Origin of the sequence: Phytobacter diazotrophicus (genome assembly GCF_052061655.1) — a bacterium.
Lineage (GTDB): Bacteria > Pseudomonadota > Gammaproteobacteria > Enterobacterales > Enterobacteriaceae > Phytobacter > Phytobacter diazotrophicus.
This window is the reverse complement of the sequence record NZ_CM125428.1, coordinates 2,593,551-2,610,311: the sequence shown is the minus strand read 5'-3', so window position 1 is coordinate 2,610,311 and position 16,761 is coordinate 2,593,551. Positions and strand designations below refer to the sequence as shown.

The following is a 16,761-nucleotide window of genomic DNA, read 5'->3' as shown; positions in this document are numbered from 1 at the left end:
TTTAAATCACATTGCACCGCTTCGGTTAGCTCTTAAATTTAGCATTTATGTAGCATTTAATTACCACGGATAAAAAACCGGGCATCTGCCCGGTTTTTTATCCTATTTCTGGCCCTACTCGCTCAGGCCACGATTTTTCAGCATCGGTTCAATTTGCGGATCATGACCGCGCCACTGGCGATAAAGTTCAGCTAAATCAGTACTATTGCCACGCGACAAAATCGCTTCACGGAATCTTTGCCCATTTTCACGGGATAAGCCGCCCTGCTCCACAAACCACTGGAAGCCGTCGTCCGCCAGCATTTGCGTCCACAGATAGGCGTAATAACCCGCTGCGTAACCACCACCGAAGATATGGGCGAAGTAGCTGCTGCGATAACGGGGCGGTACCGCTGCAATATCAAGCCCTTCGCGGTGAATTGCCTGCGCTTCGAAGGCATCGACATCGCTAACCTGAGTCACGCCATCCAGACTGTGCCAGTTCATGTCCAACAAAGCCGCACTCAGCAACTCCGTCATGTCATAGCCTTTATTGAACCGGGTACTGCGCAACATTTTATTGCGTAGCGCTTCCGGCATCGGCTCACCGGTTTGATAATGGCGCGCATAACGCGTGAACACCTCAGGATGGCTGGCCCAGTGCTCGTTAATCTGTGACGGGAACTCAACAAAATCACGCGGCGTATTGGTCCCCGACAGGCTGGCATAGCGCTGGCGGGCGAACAAACCATGCAGCGTATGGCCAAACTCGTGAAACAGGGTGATGACATCGTCCCACGATAAGAGCGCCATCTGCCCGGCGGCCGGTTTCTGGTAATTGCAGACATTGTAAATAACCGGTTTGGTGGAAAGCAGCGTCGATTGCTCGATGAAATTCCCCATCCATGCGCCGCCGCTCTTTGAATCGCGGGCAAAGAAATCGCCATAAAACAGCGCCAGCCCTTCATCATTCTGATCGAATATTTCCCAGACTCGCACGTCCGGGTGGTAAACAGGAATATCGGTACGTTCTACGAAATGAATACCAAAGAGTTGGCTCGCAGCATAGAACACCCCTTCGCTCAGCACTGTGTTGAGCGCAAAATAAGGGGTTACTTGTGATTCGTCGAGATCATATTTTGCGCGTCTTACCTGCTCGGCATACCACGGCCAGTCCCAGGCCTGGGCGGTGAAGCCCCCCTTCTGTTCATCAATGACCTGCTGAATATCCGCCAGCTCACGTTCAGCGCGGGCTCGTGCCGCCGGAGCAATACCGCGCATAAAATCAAACGCGGCCTGTGGATTGCCTGCCATCTGGTCGGCCATTTTCCAACTGGCGTAATCCGGGAAGCCGAGCAATGACGCCTGTTGCGCCCGTAATTGCGCCAGACGCAACACGATAGCGCGCGTGTCATTGGCATCCCCGCGCGACGTACGTGACCAACTGGCAGTAAACAGCTTTTCGCGCGTCTGACGGTCCCGCAGCGCGGCCAGCGCCGGTTGCTGTGTGGTGTTTAATAGTGAAAGTAGCCAGCGATCGGTCAGCCCTTTTTCTCGCGCCGCATCGGCTGCGGCGGCGATAGCGTCATCGCTCAGTCCGTCGAGTTGATGGAGATAATCCACCACCAGACCACCGGCTTTGTCTGCCGCCAGCAGGCGCTGATTAAACTGGCTGGTGAGCGTCGCCGCCTCGGTATTTAATGCTCTCAGTACCGCTTTATCGTCAGCGGAAAGCGTCGCGCCAGCCAGTATAAAGCGCTGATACATCACCTCGACCAGCCGTAAAGATTCATCATCCAGACCGGCTGATTCCCGATTGCGCCAGACGGATTCAACGCGCGCAAACAGGGCGTCATTGAGATAAATATCATTCGCCAGTTGCGCAAGTTCAGCGGAGAACGCTTCGTCGAGTTGCTGTAAAAAATCATTGGTATGCGCGGAGGTCATCGCGAAAAAGACACTGGTCACTCGCGTCAACAACTCACCACTGCACTCCAGCGGCAACAGGGTATTATCAAACGTGGCGGGAGCCGGGTTTTGCGCAATGGCGGACACCTCGGCGCGTTTTTCCTCAACCCCACGGTCGAATGCGGGGCGATAGTGATCCTGATGGATAAGATCGAAGCGCGGTGCCTGATAAGGCAGCGTGCTGACATCGAAGAAAGGATTCGTTACCGACATAATTTACTCCTGAATGCGGTTAGTTACCCCAGACCAGACATCCATGGTATTGGCTGTGATGATCTATCAGTAGCACAAAGTGAAGATTTTTTGCCAGGCTTAACTTAGGTTACCGCCACCGAGCGGTGCGTGCTATGGTAATACACCACAAAAAGCGTTGAGGAACAGCAAGATGATAATTTTGGTTACCGGGGCAACAGCGGGTTTTGGTGAGAGTATCACACGTCGTTTTATTGAAAATGGACACAAAGTCATTGCAACAGGCCGCCGTCAGGAGCGCCTGCAAGAGCTGAAAGACGAACTGGGCGACAATCTGTTTACCGCGCAAGTTGATGTGCGTAACCGCGCAGCCATTGAAGAGATGCTGGCAAATTTGCCTGCTGAATGGAAAGAGATTGACGTGCTGGTGAATAACGCCGGGTTAGCCCTGGGACTCGAACCTGCGCATAAAGCCAGTGTGGACGACTGGGAAGCCATGATCGACACCAACAACAAAGGCCTGGTCTATATGACCCGGGCGGTGCTGCCGGGCATGGTGGAACGCAATCGCGGTCATATCATCAACATCGGTTCGACCGCGGGGAACTGGCCGTATGCCGGTGGTAACGTCTATGGCGCCACCAAAGCGTTTGTGCGTCAGTTCAGTCTGAACCTGCGCACCGACCTTAACGGCACCGCCGTTCGCGTAACCAATATCGAGCCGGGCCTGGTGGGCGGTACGGAGTTCTCGAATGTGCGTTTTAAAGGCGATGACGCGAAAGCCGAAAAAACCTATGAAAATACCAACGCCCTGACACCGGAAGATGTGACCGAGGCGGTCTGGTGGGTGGCGACGCTGCCAAAACACGTCAATATCAATACCCTGGAGATGATGCCAGTAAGCCAGACCTATGCGGGTCTGAGCGTACATCGCGCAGGCTAATTTTCCCGCCCCGGCCTGCGGGCCGGGTATGGGAACGGCGTCTATTTAATGGTATGGTAGATGGGTTAACCTCTTAAAAAGTAAGTGCGAATGATCGTTGAAACCCAGCTCAACCCGACGCAACCCGTCAACCAGCAAATTTACCGTATTCTCCGTCGGGATATTGTTCATTGCCTGATTCCGCCGGGAACCCCGCTTTCTGAAAAAGAAGTCTCGATCCGTTTTGACGTTTCACGTCAGCCCGTGCGTGAAGCCTTTATCAAGCTGGCGGAAAACGGTCTGATTCAAATCCGCCCCCAGCGCGGCAGCTATGTAAATAAAATCTCCCTGGCTCAGGTCCGTAACGGCTGCTTCGTGCGTCAGGCCATTGAGTGTGCGGTCGCCCGTCGCGCCGCCGGGATGATGACGGACAGCTATTGTTATCAGCTTGAGCAGAATCTCAATCAGCAACGCACTGCCATTGAGCGCAAGCAGTTAAATGATTTTTTCCAGTTGGATGATGAGTTTCACCAGAAGCTCGCGCAGATTGCCGACTGTCAGCTTGCCTGGGATACCATTGAAAACCTCAAAGCGACCATGGACCGTGTGCGCTATATGAGCCTTGACCACGTATCACCTCCGGAAATGCTGCTGCGCCAGCATCAGGATATTTTTGATGCGCTGGAAAAAAGAGACGCCGATGCGGTGGATCAAGCGATGACCCACCATCTGCAGGAAATCAGCGGTTCTGTGAAACTCATCAGCCAGGAAAATCGCGACTGGTTTAGCGAAGAGTAATTTCCCTCCTCCTGTTTTGTTTTTAAAACGTCGTGCTGTTTTTGTGCACTAAAAAGTGTGACGTTGATCAAAAACAAAAAATCATCTTAGCAAAAGCGTTTTCATAAGGCGTCCGTGACGGGGACGCCTTATGCCCCGGCATGTTTTGCGGATGATAAAAGGAGAAACCACCATGATGACTTATGATCGTAACCGTAATGCAATCACCACCGGCAGCCGCGTCATGATTAATGGCACAGGTCGTACCGGGAAAATTATCGCTATCCATGCCAATGGAATGACGCCAGCTCAGCTGCGTCGTAGCAAAACGGTAGAAGTGGAAGGTTGTGAAGGCCAGTTTGAACCTGTTGAACTGATTCGCCTTGGCCTGCACTAATGGTGTGATGCCGCCTGAGGGCGGCATTTAGATCAGAATTTCGCCGCGTACTGTGCAACCGTGGCTTTCGCGCCGTTCGCCAGCAATGCCTGATAGGCGCGCGTTACCTGTTCAACAAAGGTCGCATCTTTCGGCAGCTCAGTGCCAAAAATCGCCTCAATACCCAGCAATGCGTTAACGCGCGCTTCCCCTTCTGCACTGCCTGCTACAGCCTGCTGAATCACAGCTAGCAGCGGATCGCTCACTTCAATCGCATCGCCCTGCTCATCAACGCCGCCCACATAGCGCATCCAGCCTGCAATCCCCAGCGCCAGCAGATCAAAGGCATGCTGATGGACACGGTGCCAGCGCACGGAATCCAGCATACGCTGAGGCAGTTTCTGGCTGCCATCCATCGCAATCTGCCAGGTACGGTGACGCAACGCCGGGTTGCTGTAACGCGCAATCAGCAAGTCCGCGTAATGCGCCAGATCGACCCCTTTCACTTTCAGCGTCGGGGCCTGCTCCTGCAACATCAGGGCATGGGCAGCGCGACGATAGTTGTCGTCTTCCATGCACTCATTGATGTGCTGGTAACCGGCCAGATAGCCCAGATAGGCGAGGAAAGAGTGACTGCCGTTGAGCATACGCAGTTTCATCTCTTCAAATGGCACCACGTCAGCGACGAGTTCGGCCCCGGCTTTTTCCCATTCCGGGCGACCTGCCACAAAGTTATCTTCAATAACCCACTGACGGAACGGTTCGCAGGCCACACCCGCCGGGTCGCGCACACCGGTCAGTTGTTCAATTTTATCCAGCGTATCTGCCGTCACGGCAGGAACAATACGGTCAACCATTGTTGACGGGAAGGTCACGTTCGCGTCAATCCAGTCGGCCAGATCTGCATTAACCGCACGGGCATAGGCGCAAATAACGTTACGTGTGACATGGCCGTTTTCCGGCATGTTGTCGCAGGACATCACAGTGAAGGCCGCCAGCCCTTTAGCTTTACGACGCGCCAGCGCTTCAACAATAACCCCGGCGGCAGATTTCGGCTGCTGCGGATTTTGCAAGTCGGCGGCAATAAACGGGTGATCGAGCATCAATTGCCCGGTAGCCGGAGAGTGGCAATAGCCTTTTTCCGTAATCGTCAGTGACACAATCGCCACCTGCGGTTCGCACATCGCCGCAAGAACCGCTTCCAGACCATCAACCTGGGCATGCAGTGCACGTTTGGCGACACCGACAACACGCGCAGTCCACGCATCAGCAGACATTTCCGCCACGGTATAGAGATTATCCTGCGCTTTCAGATCAGCAATTTGCTGTTCGCCGACAATCAGGTTGACCTCACAGTAGCCCCAGTCGCTGCCATGCTCTGTTGCCAGAATGTCAGCATAGACAGATTGATGTGCGCGATGGAACGCACCGAATCCCAGATGCACGATGCGCGGGACAAGACGTTGACGGTCGTATGCCGGAACAACGGCATTCGCCTTTAACAGCTGATTTTCCATGGTTTTACTCATTTGATAGTTAAAAATCGCTTCATTGCGGTGAGTGACATCATCATGCTGTAAACCATCTCATTTGATTGGTATGACATCTTTGATTCAAGTCAACTACCATACAAGAAGGATGAGGTTTTGCAGTTTGTTTTTACTGAATTCATCCCCCTCCCAGAGAGGGGGCAAGAAAAGAGTCGTAAGTCTGGTTTTTATTATCAGTGTTGTCCCCACTGTTGGTACTCACCCTGGCGTTGGCGCGGCGCGGTCTCAGGCATTAGCGCCAGGCCAATCACCGAAATCACACCTAATACGATGACATACGCTGCCATACCGTAATAATGCCCACCGGTCATTTGCAGGATTTTCACCGCTACCAGCCCCAGAACACCGCTACCGATCAGCGATCCGACCTGCCAGATCAGAGCGATACCGCTGCAACGGATATGCGTCGGGAATAATTCCGGGAAGAATGATGCCTGGGGTGCGTAACACATGCTGTGGCCAAAGGTAATAACCATGACCATCGCTATCTGCGTCAGCCAGTAACTGTCCTGATTGATGGCGAGGAAGAACGGAACAATGGCAAGCACCTGCAATAAAGCCCCGGCGATGTAAACCGGTTTACGGCCAATTTTGTCGCTTAATGCCCCCATCGCCGGGATGGCAATAATTTCCAACAGTACGGCGACGATCATGGCATCCATCAGGATATTGGCGCTTAAGTTATTCGCTTTACCGTAGGCCAGCACAATCACGGTAAACATGGCGAAGGTACAGGCTTCGATTAATTTCGCGCACACCCCTTTCACCACAATCCCCGGATAATGACGGATAACCTCGACAACCGGACGGGATTCAACCGCTTTGGTTTCGCGGATTTTGGCAAACACCGGCGACTCATCAATACGTAAGCGAATAAACAGGCCAACGATGACCAACAATGCGCTCAGCAGAAAAGGAATGCGCCAGCCGTAATCCATCATCGCCTCTGGCGAGAGAACGCCGTTGAGTAAGGCAAAGAGAGCCATTGGCAACAGGAAGCCAGCCGGTGCACCAATTTGTACCCAGCTCGCAAAGAAGCCCCTGCGCGCCGGCACAGAGTATTCGGCGGTCATTAATACCGCCCCCGCCTGCTCACCTCCTACGCCAAAACCTTGTAAGACGCGGATCAGGATGAGTAATACCGGCGCCCAGATACCGATTTTTTCATAGGTTGGTAATAAGCCGATGCAGAACGTTCCCAGCCCGACGATTAAAATTGTGATAACCAGTGCTTTTTTACGCCCGACTTTATCGCCGATGTGACCAAAGACGATGCCGCCTAACGGACGGGCTAAAAAGCCCACAGCATAGGTGGCAAATGCGGCCAGGGTACTGATAAGAGGATCGGTACTGGGGAAAAAAAGGTGACCAAAAAACAGAACAGCGGCCGTACCGTAAGCGAAGAAATCATAATATTCCGCCGCAGTACCGATGGCCGACGCGGTGGCGACACGTTTGATAACAGGTGTGTTATCTGTTGCGTTTTTGATATCCACTGAACTTACCATAATCGTATTCCCGAGTAAGAAGCTTGTTATTTGGGCAACATCCTTATCAACGTGTTAACTACCAGTTCCACAACGTGCCATCTTCCAGCCGGGCGACCGGCAGACACGCTGGATCGTAGGGGTATTTTGCCGCCAGTTTTTCATCAAACTCGATGCCAAGGCCTGGTTTGTCGCCTGGATGCATATAACCGTTATCAAAGCGCCAGCTATGTGGGAAAACTTCGAGCATTTGCTCTGAATATCCCATGTACTCCTGGACACCGAAATTCGGTACCCACAGGTCAAAATGCAGCGCCGCAGCATGGCAGATCGGCGAGAGATCGGACGGACCGTGCGAACCGGTACGGACCTGGTAGAGTGAAGCGAAATCAGCGATACGACGCATACCTGTTATCCCACCCGCATGGGTAATCGTGGTACGGATATAATCGATAAGCTGCTCTTCAATAAGTTGTTTGCAGTCCCAGATACTGTTAAACACCTCACCCACCGCAATCGGCGTGACGGTATGCTGGCGAATCAGACGGAAGCACGCCTGATTTTCAGCCGGCGTCGGGTCCTCCATCCAGAACATACGGAACGCTTCAATGCTTTTACCAAAGCGCGCGGCCTCAATTGGCGTCAGACGATGATGCATGTCATGCAGCAGATGTTCGTGGAAGCCGAATTTGCTGCGCACGGCGTCGAACAGTTTGGGGGTAAAATCGAGGTATTTCTCGGTGGACCACAGTTGCTCTTCCGGCCACAAACCTTTGGTTGCCGGTTCGTAGGCGAGCCCTTTACCTTTCGCCATGCCGTAGGTGGTTTTCATTCCCGGTACGCCGCACTGCACGCGAATCGCTTTAAAGCCCATCTCTTTGTGCCGCGCGTAATCTTCCAGCACATCATCAATGGTGTGACCCGTTGTGTGGCAATAGACCATCACCCCATCGCGGGAAGCGCCGCCCAACAACTGATACAACGGCATGTTGGCGGCTTTAGCTTTGATGTCCCACAGCGCCATGTCTATCGCGGATATCGCCGACATCGTGACCGGGCCACGACGCCAGTACGCGCCTTTATAGAAAAACTGCCAGATATCTTCAATGCGGTGTGCATCGCGCCCGATTAACTGTGGGCAAAGATGATCTTTCAGATATGAGGCCACGGAGAGTTCGCGACCATTGAGGGTGGCATCACCTAGTCCAACAATGCCTTCATCGGTGGTGATTTTTAATGTAACGAAGTTACGCCCCGGACAGGTGACAAAAACCTCGGCCCCAACAATCTTCATTTTTCGTTCCTTACACCTTCATTGTGATGCAAGAAATTTATCTTTACGCATACTACCATACAAGTATAAAAGACAAGAAACCGATCCGTGATCACAAAAAAAGCGCCTGGATTTTACGCGCACCAAACGACGCAAGGCCGCGCCAGCTCTCACTGGTGCGGCCCTGGTAACCCTAAAGCATGTCTCTTAACGACATGACGTTTTACCTGACGCCACCTAAGCGGCAACTATGACTACCGGGCAGGCACATTAATTCGCCTGATGAATAGAACTAACCGCCTGATTCCGCCCCTGCACTTCGGCAGCATCTTCCAGGATGCTAAGATCGCGGTCTTTGACTTCTGGCATCAGAATCGCCGACACCAGGCCAATCAGTGAATAGACAATGACCATCGCCAGAATCGGCAGCCAGGAACCGGTCATGTTGCAGAAGATCCCCGCCAGAACCGGGCCAAAGCCTACCGCCACCAGACCACCCGCCTCTTTGGATATCGCCATCCGGGTAAAGCGATTACGCGAACCGAAGATTTCAGCCATGGTGATATTTTCCAGTGCGAACAGCCCCAGTACGGCAAAGTTATGGATAACAATCAACGCCGTCATGATGACGCCCGGACTGTAGCTCTTATCCACAACAATCGACAGCATCGGATACGCCAGAATGATCGCCGAGATATTCAACAGAATGTAAGGCAAACGGCGACCAAATTTGTCCGACAGCCAGCCCAGCAACGGAATGGTGACAAAACCAATGATGGAGCTGATCATCAACGCATCCGTAGGGATAGATTTATTGAACATCAGCGTCTGCACCAGATACCCGGCAAGGAAAGTTTGAATCAGACCCGAGTTACCAGCCTGGCCGAAACGTAAGCCGGTCGCCAGCCAAAACGATTTGCTCGTAAACATCGCCCCCAGCGAACTTTCTGATGACTTACTCTGCGCAGGTGCGTGTTCGCCTTCGTTAACTTTCTCAAATACCGGGCTTTCTTTGAGGTTCATTCGCAGCCAGATAGCAAAGATCATGACCACAACACTCGCCAGGAACGGAATACGCCATCCCCATGCCAGCAGTTCTTCTCTGTCGAGAGCAAAGAACATCACCGCCCAGATAGCCGTTGCGCTCAGCGTACCGCAGTTAGTGCCCATCGCCACCAGCGAAGAGATAATGCCTCGCTTCCCTTTTGGCGCATACTCTGCCAGCATGGTCCCCGCTCCGGAAATTTCCGCACCGGCACCCAGCCCCTGAATAATACGTAACGTCACCAGCAACACAGGGGCAAATATGCCAATTTGCGCATAGGTTGGCAGTACGCCAATTAATGTCGTGCAGATCCCCATCATGGTGATGGTAATAAACAGCACTTTTTTGCGACCAAGACTGTCGCCCATTTTGCCGAAAATAAACGCACCGACAATACGTGCGATATAGCCTGCACCGTATGTTCCCATCGCAAGAATAAGCGCCATCGCTGCGGATTGTTCAGGGAAGAATATTTCATGAAAAACCAGTGCTGCGCCTAATGAATAGAGCTGGAAATCCATAATTTAGAGCGTTATTGCACGCCTCTATGGGATTGTCTGTAATTCCTGAGGATTTATCAGTTACTTGCCGCGTGTGAAATGCATCTTTCGTTCTTTTGCATATCACCTGCGGCGTTTTCATGTCCCATCCATGCCCCATCACCACCATTTGCATAGCTCTTTGCAGAACCTAACCTTACAGAGAAAATCGAACGCGACGGGTAATTTCATTCAGTTGTCATCAGGTATTAAAAACAGGAATAGAAGATGCTTTTGGCAATTACACCTTAGCGCTGACACTTGATGTCAGCAGAAAATGCGGCCCGAACATACGAGCAAGGGCCGGTAATCATTTGAGCGGCACAAACAACATCACACCATAAGTGTCAACTTTCAGGCCTACTTCGCCGTCCTGGCCTGCTCAACTTTCAGGCGTTCACTGGCACCGAGACGAAGCTGGTCTAGTTGCTTGATAATCCCTCCGGCATCAACCATAGGATGAGGCTGGCCAGGCTGGCGTTCTTTGAGGCGGGCAACCGTTTCAATCATTCCATTGCTGAAAGGGTGTGCAGTGAGGTGTACTCTTATCGGATTGCGCGGATCGTTCACCATTTTTTTGATGCGATCAATACTGCTGATGTAAGCCTCAACCTGCTTTGGTCCGTCTATTGCGTTTAAGCCAAGACCACCCACGGTAATGGCTTTATAGGTTTGTTCACCATCCTTAACGTCATAAACATATGATGTAGTGCCCCAGGTATGTCCAGGTGTTGCAAACGCCTGAATATGTGTATCTCCCACGGTCAGTATTTCGCCATCCTTGATCTCAAGGTCGGCAACAGGTGGCATGGTCCATGCTCCTGGCTTACCCTGTGACTTTTGAGCATCCTGACGTGCTTCGATCCAGCCTTCATGGGTCATGCCGACTTTCGCGCTGGTCAAGGACTTGAGGCGAGAAATGCCTCCAGCGTGATCAAAATGACCATGCGTTACCAGAATCAATCTGATATCAGCAGGGTCAAAACCGAGTTTTTTGATATTCTCAAGGAGCCTGTCGGTGTACGGCTCATACAACGTATCGATTAAAACCAGGCCGTCACTTGTTTTCAGTAGCCAGGCCGATACCCAGCATATTCCGACATAGTAAACATTATCAAAAACCTTAAAGGGGGGAATTGACTGGATTTCACTGTTATTCAGCCACTTGCCTAACTTCTCTGGCATTTTTCCGGTTCGTCCAAACTCTGTGAACAAACCATTAATGGTTGATGATGGACCACAGCCTGCCATAGGTGTTGCCCCTGCTGCGTTGGTTTCTGATGTCTGAGCGTTCACGGCCCCTCCTGTCATCAGGAGGATTAAGGTCAGTAAAAGAGAGCGGGCTTTCAGCATGTTGCATTCCATTGTAGATTGAACAGGCTTTGTACTATAGTTGCTTAATTCGAACGAATATACCGCTAAAAAAGCAATAATGAGTTGCACAAAACGGACGTTAGGGGAAATATGGACCGTCTTACAGCCATGAAGGTTTTCATCAATGTGGTCGAACTGGGGAGCCTGACGGCCGCTGCAAACAGGATGGAGATTTCACGAGCCATGGCAACCCGCTACATTGCTTCGCTCGAAAGTGAGCTCCGGGTACGATTGCTACACAGAACCAGCCGTTGCCTCGGCCCGACCAGTGACGGCTGCAATATTCTGTCTTATTGCCGACAAATTATTGCACTGAATGAAGATATTGATTTGGCCACAGCAGGCAGACACACCGAACCTCAGGGGCTGATTCGTGTGGCCAGTAGTATATCGTTCGGGCAGTCTTATCTGGCGGGTGCCATCACACGCTATGTTGAGCTATTTCCAAAAACTTCAGTTGAAATGGTGCTAGGGGATCATGCGGTAAACCTGAATGAGGGATCTGTCGATCTGGCAATCATTGTGGGTAGTGAACCCGCACAGGGCATGATTTCACGTTTGCTGACCCGCTGCCCTTCTGTTGTTTGCGCGGCTCCGGCCTATCTCGATCGCTACGGAGTACCCGGTCATCCTGAGGACTTGCGCCAGCACAACTGTCTTAATCACACCCGTTTTGGTAACACGTGGCGTTTCTGCCCTCCGTCGGAAGAACCGAACATGCCTGTTATCGAAGTGGAGGTCTCAGGAAGTATTGCTGCAAATGATGCCATGGTACTGCTCTCTGCAGCACTGAACGGAAAAGGGATCGTACATTTACCCGCTTTCGCATGCTCATCGGATATTCAGTCCGGGGCACTGGTAGCCTTGTTTGCTGACTACCAGTTACCCCAACTGGATGTGTATGCCGCATATGCCTCGCGTAAGTACTTACCCGCAACCACCCGGTCGCTGCTGGATTTCCTGTTAACCGATATCATCCGTTCTTAGGGGATTTTTGTAATCATAGCCATATGGGCTACAAGCTTGCGACAAACGTCAAGCGATTTGAATGAAACAGGTCAGGTTGGTTGTAGAAACTACCGTTATGTTGTGCTGGGTCAGCTATGAGCGAGGAGCGGAAGTTCGCGGCTGCTTTCCGCTGACGAAGGCTTGGTACATAAGTGAAATGAGGACCAGTCAGATGCATTTTATGAATAATTGCTATTATTTTTCATTCTCAGGCGTTCTATAAATAATCTGAACGCTGCTGAATTGTTTTTCCGCTCTGGATAGAAGATATGGTAACCCGGAAAACTTTGACACCACTCTTCTAACATGCGCACAAGCTTGCCTGCGTTCACTAACTCTCTGGCCTGGGCTTCGGTAAGACAGGCTATCCCCGCACCCTGTACTACTGCCTCAATGATCAGATCGGTATCATTGAAAGTAAGCTGTCCATCAACTCTTACGTTGACTTTTTTTCTTCCGTCGTCAAACTCCCAGATATAATTTCCTCCATTTGTTGGCAGTCTGAAATTAATGCAATTATGAGCTGCCAGCTCAGCCGGATGTTTCGGTAATCCGTAGCGTTCAATATACGTGTGGGAAGCAACTACTGACATTCTCATATCCGGGCTTATGCGAAGTGCAACCATATTCGTTGCGACTAATTCGCCAAGGCGGACCCCCGCATCAAATCTTTCGGATATGATATCCCTGAATCCGGAATCAACGCTGATATCAAATTTTACGTCAGGATAATCTTCGTTGAACGTCCTGATAACAGGAAACAGAATTTGCCTCGCTGCATAGGGCGGAGCAGTAATACGAATAGATCCTGACGGTTTTTCCCTTAACGCTCCGACTTCGTTGAGACCCAGAGCGATGCTCTCAAAAGCGGGCTGCAGAGTGTTATAAAGCTGTTCTCCGGCCTGAGTCAGGGAAACCTGGCGGGTTGAACGTGTAAAAAGCCGTACGCCCAGACGCATTTCAAGCCGTTTAAGGGCATGACTCAAAGCAGACTGTGATGTTTCCAGTCGCACCGACGCTTTTGTAAAACTGAGCTCCTCAGCAAGAGTGATGAAAGTATTTAAGTCAGTTAAATCAATCTTATTCATGATGAATTATTCAGGATTTATTAATTTTCAGTATAACCATTATACTGGTTTATGTCTTAATTTCATTTTTCTGTTCATTTATAGTTCAGTTTCTGCCGTAGTTAAACACAAAGCCTCGCAATGCAGGGCAAAGGACAGGTACAGAAAATGAACAGCATCTCACGACGTACTCTTCTGGCGGGTTCCGCCTCAATTGCAGCGATATCATCCCTTACGGGCATCCCTTCATTCGCCGCAGTGAATAAAGACCCGAAAACGGGGACCACTCCTTACTCTCCCAATGCCGGCATTTATCGCCACACGCTGGGGTCGGCAGAGCTTTATTCAATCACAGATGGTTCAAACAGTTTTCCGCGCAGGGATAACTTTGTCTTGAATGCCAGCCCACAGGTTGTCGCATCGGAACTTACAAACAATTTTTTAGATCCGGACACAATCACGCTGACCTTTACTCCTGTGCTCCTTAAAACAAAAGGTCAAACGGTAGTGATTGACACGGGGCTGGGGGAAAATGCGTTTCAACAAAGTAAGGGCATCGGGGGGCAGTTCCACCGGAACCTTTCGGCAGCAGGATTCAGTACAAAACAGATTGATAAAGTTTTAATTACGCATTTTCATGCTGACCACATCGGAGGCTTAATTACGGCTGATAATAAGCCAGCATTTCCGGACTCACAGATTTATGTTCCGGCAGCAGAATATGCGTTCTGGATGAGTGACAGCAATATGAAAAATGCCGCCACAGAAGGAATAAAAACGAACTTTGAACGTGCCAGACATATATTTGGCATAATTGGAACCAACCTGCATAAATTCGAACCCGATGAAGAGGTTGCCCCGGGGGTAACGTCTATTGCAACCCCCGGCCACACCCCGGGCCACTCTTCATTTATAATCAGTTCTGAAAATCACACCGCCATTGTTCAGGGGGACGTGACAACGCATCCGGCTCTGTTTATACGCCATCCTGAATGGCATGGATGGTCAGATATGGATCCTGATTTGGCTGAAAAAACTCGTCGACAACTTTATGACCGGATTGTGAAAGATAAGATCCTTCTTCAGGGTTTTCATTTTTCATTCCCCTCGATGGGACATGTAGTTAAACCTGATGATGGTTACCAGTTTGTACCTTTAATGTGGGATCCATCGTGACAGAACGGGCATCATCATGAATGCCAGTACAGATACATGAATCGCCACGGGTTTAACAGACACCTCAGAGTCATTTAAGATGGCTTAAAGAGAGGTGCCCATGAGCGGTAAGCGTTATCCCGAAGAGTTTAAAACTGAAGCAGTCAAACAGGTTGTTGATCGCGGTTATTCTGTTGCCAGCGTTGCAACACGTCTCGATATCACCACCCACAGCCTTTATGCCTGGATAAAGAAGTACGGTCCGGATTCTTCCACTAATAAAGAACAGTCAGATGCTCAGGCCGAGATCCGCCGTCTCCAGAAAGAGCTGAAACGGGTTACCGACGAACGGGACATATTAAAAAAAGCCGCGGCGTACTTCGCAAAGCTGTCCGACTGAGGTACGCCTTTATCCGTGACAACTCCTGTTGCTGGCCTGTTCGCCTGCTCTGTCGGGTGCTGGATGTTCATCCCAGTGGTTTTTACGCCTGGCTTCAGCAGCCGCATTCACAACGCCATCAGGCAGACCTGAGACTGACAGGACAGATTAAACAGTTCTGGCTGGAGTCGGGATGCGTCTATGGTTATCGCAAAATCCATCTGGATCTGCGTGACAGCGGGCAACAGTGCGGAGTAAACAGAGTCTGGAGACTGATGAAACGTGTCGGAATAAAGGCTCAGGTCGGATACCGAAGCCCGCGGGCACGTAAAGGCGAGGCCAGTATCGTGTCACCCAACAGGCTCCAGCGACAGTTCAATCCGGATGCTCCTGATGAGCGTTGGGTAACGGACATAACCTACATCAGGACCCACGAAGGCTGGCTGTATCTTGCCGTTGTTGTTGATCTGTTCTCACGCAAAATTATCGGCTGGTCCATGCAATCCCGGATGACAAAGGACATTGTCCTGAACGCACTGCTGATGGCTGTATGGCGGCGTAATCCCGAAAAACAGGTGCTGGTTCATTCGGATCAGGGCAGTCAGTACACAAGCCATGAGTGGCAGTCGTTCCTGAAATCACACGGCCTGGAGGGTAGCATGAGCCGTCGCGGTAACTGCCATGATAATGCGGTTGCAGAAAGTTTTTTCCAGTTGTTGAAACGTGAACGGATAAAGAAAAAGATCTACGGAACGCGGGAAGAAGCCCGCAGTGATATTTTTGATTACATCGAAATGTTTTATAACAGTAAGCGTCGGCATGGTTCTAGCGAACAGATGTCACCGACAGAATATGAAAACCAGTATTATCAACGGCTCGGAAGTGTCTAGATTATCCGTGGCGATTCAAGTATCTTTTCAAAGCCCTCCATGTGGAATATGAAGTTAACACTGATGCTAATGACTTGGACATTCTGAAAATTAACCGTACTTCGAATTGGGGTAAAACTGACTTTGCATATCTTACCAGCGCCCTGAGACTGGAGATTTGTCGAAGCGAAAATTTAGTAACCAATTCAGACGGGGAAAATCATATGTGGCTGTTTCATCAGATTAATGAGTAACTACCAAAAACCAAAAAAAAGCCTGCTCGGACGAACAGGCTACAAAATATCAGGAAAAGACTTTTATCATGTGGCGCCGGGTGCCTCCCGGTGAAACGCTGACTGGCTGCAACGTTCCGCATGCATATAAACTCAAAGGCTACCAGTAATGCCCCACCGCAAAGGGGGATTCACCACTTGGATAATGTAATTTTTTTATTCACATAAGGTCAAGCAATTGCATGATGTGTGCGTGTTTAACGAATTAGTTTTTGTGCATAAACCGAAAATCAACTTCAAGGTTGCTGATGATGTCTGCATACATTTCCAATCCCAGAATAAAACAAGCCAGCAATATCAGCGCGGTTATCCATTTTCTCATCTGCAATCCTTTGGCCGCCAACGTTGACATCATCGGCAAGCATCAGTCTGTACAGATAATAATGTAGCATGCAACCTGCTGCGAAGCATCCAGCCAACAGGAAGGTGGTTGTTGTTATTTTCATGCGTTCTACCCGCTATCGTTTCATCAAATATATGCGACAGCGGGTAAACAATCGTTCAACTT

At 50.6% G+C, this 16,761-nt stretch carries 13 protein-coding genes and 1 pseudogene; 6 read left to right on the top strand and 8 right to left on the bottom strand.

Features of this window, described 5'->3' with window-relative positions; translation table 11 throughout:
- Nucleotides 1–114: 114 nt before the first annotated feature.
- Nucleotides 115–2,160 (bottom strand): peptidyl-dipeptidase Dcp, encoded by a 2,046-nt coding sequence (gene dcp, locus ACS0RQ_RS12810; protein WP_271850568.1) that lies wholly within the window; start codon nt 2,158–2,160, stop codon nt 115–117.
- A 172-nt stretch (nt 2,161–2,332) separates the two neighbouring features.
- On the opposite strand from dcp, the gene ydfG reads away from it, so the two are divergent.
- The 3 genes from ydfG to ydfZ all read left to right on the top strand — a co-directional run bounded on the left by ydfG (nt 2,333) and on the right by ydfZ (nt 4,235).
- Nucleotides 2,333–3,082, top strand: coding sequence for a bifunctional NADP-dependent 3-hydroxy acid dehydrogenase/3-hydroxypropionate dehydrogenase YdfG (gene ydfG / locus ACS0RQ_RS12805; protein ID WP_271850569.1), 750 nt, complete (start codon nt 2,333–2,335; stop codon nt 3,080–3,082).
- 90 nt (nt 3,083–3,172) lie between these two features.
- On the top strand, nt 3,173–3,859 hold the full coding sequence (locus tag ACS0RQ_RS12800) for a GntR family transcriptional regulator (protein WP_039078880.1): 687 nt from the start codon (nt 3,173–3,175) through the stop codon (nt 3,857–3,859).
- A 172-nt stretch (nt 3,860–4,031) separates the two neighbouring features.
- Entirely contained in the window at nt 4,032–4,235 is a 204-nt protein-coding gene (gene ydfZ, locus ACS0RQ_RS12795; RefSeq protein WP_039078879.1) for a putative selenium delivery protein YdfZ, read from the top strand.
- Between the two features lie 32 nt (nt 4,236–4,267).
- On the opposite strand, the gene ACS0RQ_RS12790 is transcribed toward ydfZ, so the two are convergent.
- The 5 genes and pseudogenes from ACS0RQ_RS12790 to blaCAR form a co-directional block, all read right to left on the bottom strand.
- Nucleotides 4,268–5,731, bottom strand: coding sequence for a mannitol dehydrogenase family protein (locus ACS0RQ_RS12790; protein WP_271850570.1), 1,464 nt, complete (start codon nt 5,729–5,731; stop codon nt 4,268–4,270).
- 206 nt (nt 5,732–5,937) lie between these two features.
- Nucleotides 5,938–7,272 (bottom strand): MFS transporter, encoded by a 1,335-nt coding sequence (locus tag ACS0RQ_RS12785; RefSeq protein WP_271850571.1) that lies wholly within the window; start codon nt 7,270–7,272, stop codon nt 5,938–5,940.
- A gap of 58 nt (nt 7,273–7,330) precedes the next feature.
- Complete coding sequence (gene manD / locus ACS0RQ_RS12780) at nt 7,331–8,545, bottom strand: D-mannonate dehydratase ManD (RefSeq protein ID WP_271850572.1); 1,215 nt, start codon at nt 8,543–8,545, stop codon at nt 7,331–7,333.
- A 249-nt stretch (nt 8,546–8,794) separates the two neighbouring features.
- Nucleotides 8,795–10,090, bottom strand: a pseudogene (locus ACS0RQ_RS12775) (MFS transporter); the annotation flags it as partial.
- 378 nt (nt 10,091–10,468) lie between these two features.
- On the bottom strand, nt 10,469–11,461 hold the full coding sequence (blaCAR, locus tag ACS0RQ_RS12770; RefSeq protein ID WP_420488906.1) for a CAR family subclass B3 metallo-beta-lactamase: 993 nt from the start codon (nt 11,459–11,461) through the stop codon (nt 10,469–10,471).
- Nucleotides 11,462–11,572: 111 nt separating this feature from the next.
- Here blaCAR and ACS0RQ_RS12765 point away from each other — a divergent pair, with 111 nt between their 5' ends.
- Nucleotides 11,573–12,469 (top strand): LysR family transcriptional regulator, encoded by an 897-nt coding sequence (locus ACS0RQ_RS12765; protein ID WP_334633323.1) that lies wholly within the window; start codon nt 11,573–11,575, stop codon nt 12,467–12,469.
- A gap of 200 nt (nt 12,470–12,669) precedes the next feature.
- Here the strand turns inward: ACS0RQ_RS12765 and ACS0RQ_RS12760 are convergent, their stop codons facing one another.
- Nucleotides 12,670–13,578: a LysR family transcriptional regulator gene (locus tag ACS0RQ_RS12760; protein ID WP_334633325.1), complete on the bottom strand. Its 909-nt coding sequence runs from the start codon at nt 13,576–13,578 to the stop codon at nt 12,670–12,672.
- Between the two features lie 147 nt (nt 13,579–13,725).
- Here ACS0RQ_RS12760 and ACS0RQ_RS12755 point away from each other — a divergent pair, with 147 nt between their 5' ends.
- Complete coding sequence (locus tag ACS0RQ_RS12755; protein ID WP_334633327.1) at nt 13,726–14,733, top strand: MBL fold metallo-hydrolase; 1,008 nt, start codon at nt 13,726–13,728, stop codon at nt 14,731–14,733.
- Nucleotides 14,734–14,833: 100 nt separating this feature from the next.
- Nucleotides 14,834–15,981, top strand: a protein-coding gene (locus ACS0RQ_RS12750) for an IS3 family transposase (RefSeq protein ID WP_085949497.1) whose coding sequence is annotated in 2 segments (ribosomal slippage) — nt 14,834–15,071 and nt 15,071–15,981 — 1,149 coding nt in all. Because the reading frame shifts where the segments join, the coding sequence is not laid out codon by codon here.
- A gap of 508 nt (nt 15,982–16,489) precedes the next feature.
- Here ACS0RQ_RS12750 and ACS0RQ_RS12745 read toward each other — a convergent pair.
- A complete protein-coding gene (locus ACS0RQ_RS12745; RefSeq protein ID WP_334634798.1) occupies nt 16,490–16,699 on the bottom strand; it encodes a hypothetical protein in 210 nt (69 codons plus the stop codon).
- Nucleotides 16,700–16,761 lie beyond the last annotated feature (62 nt).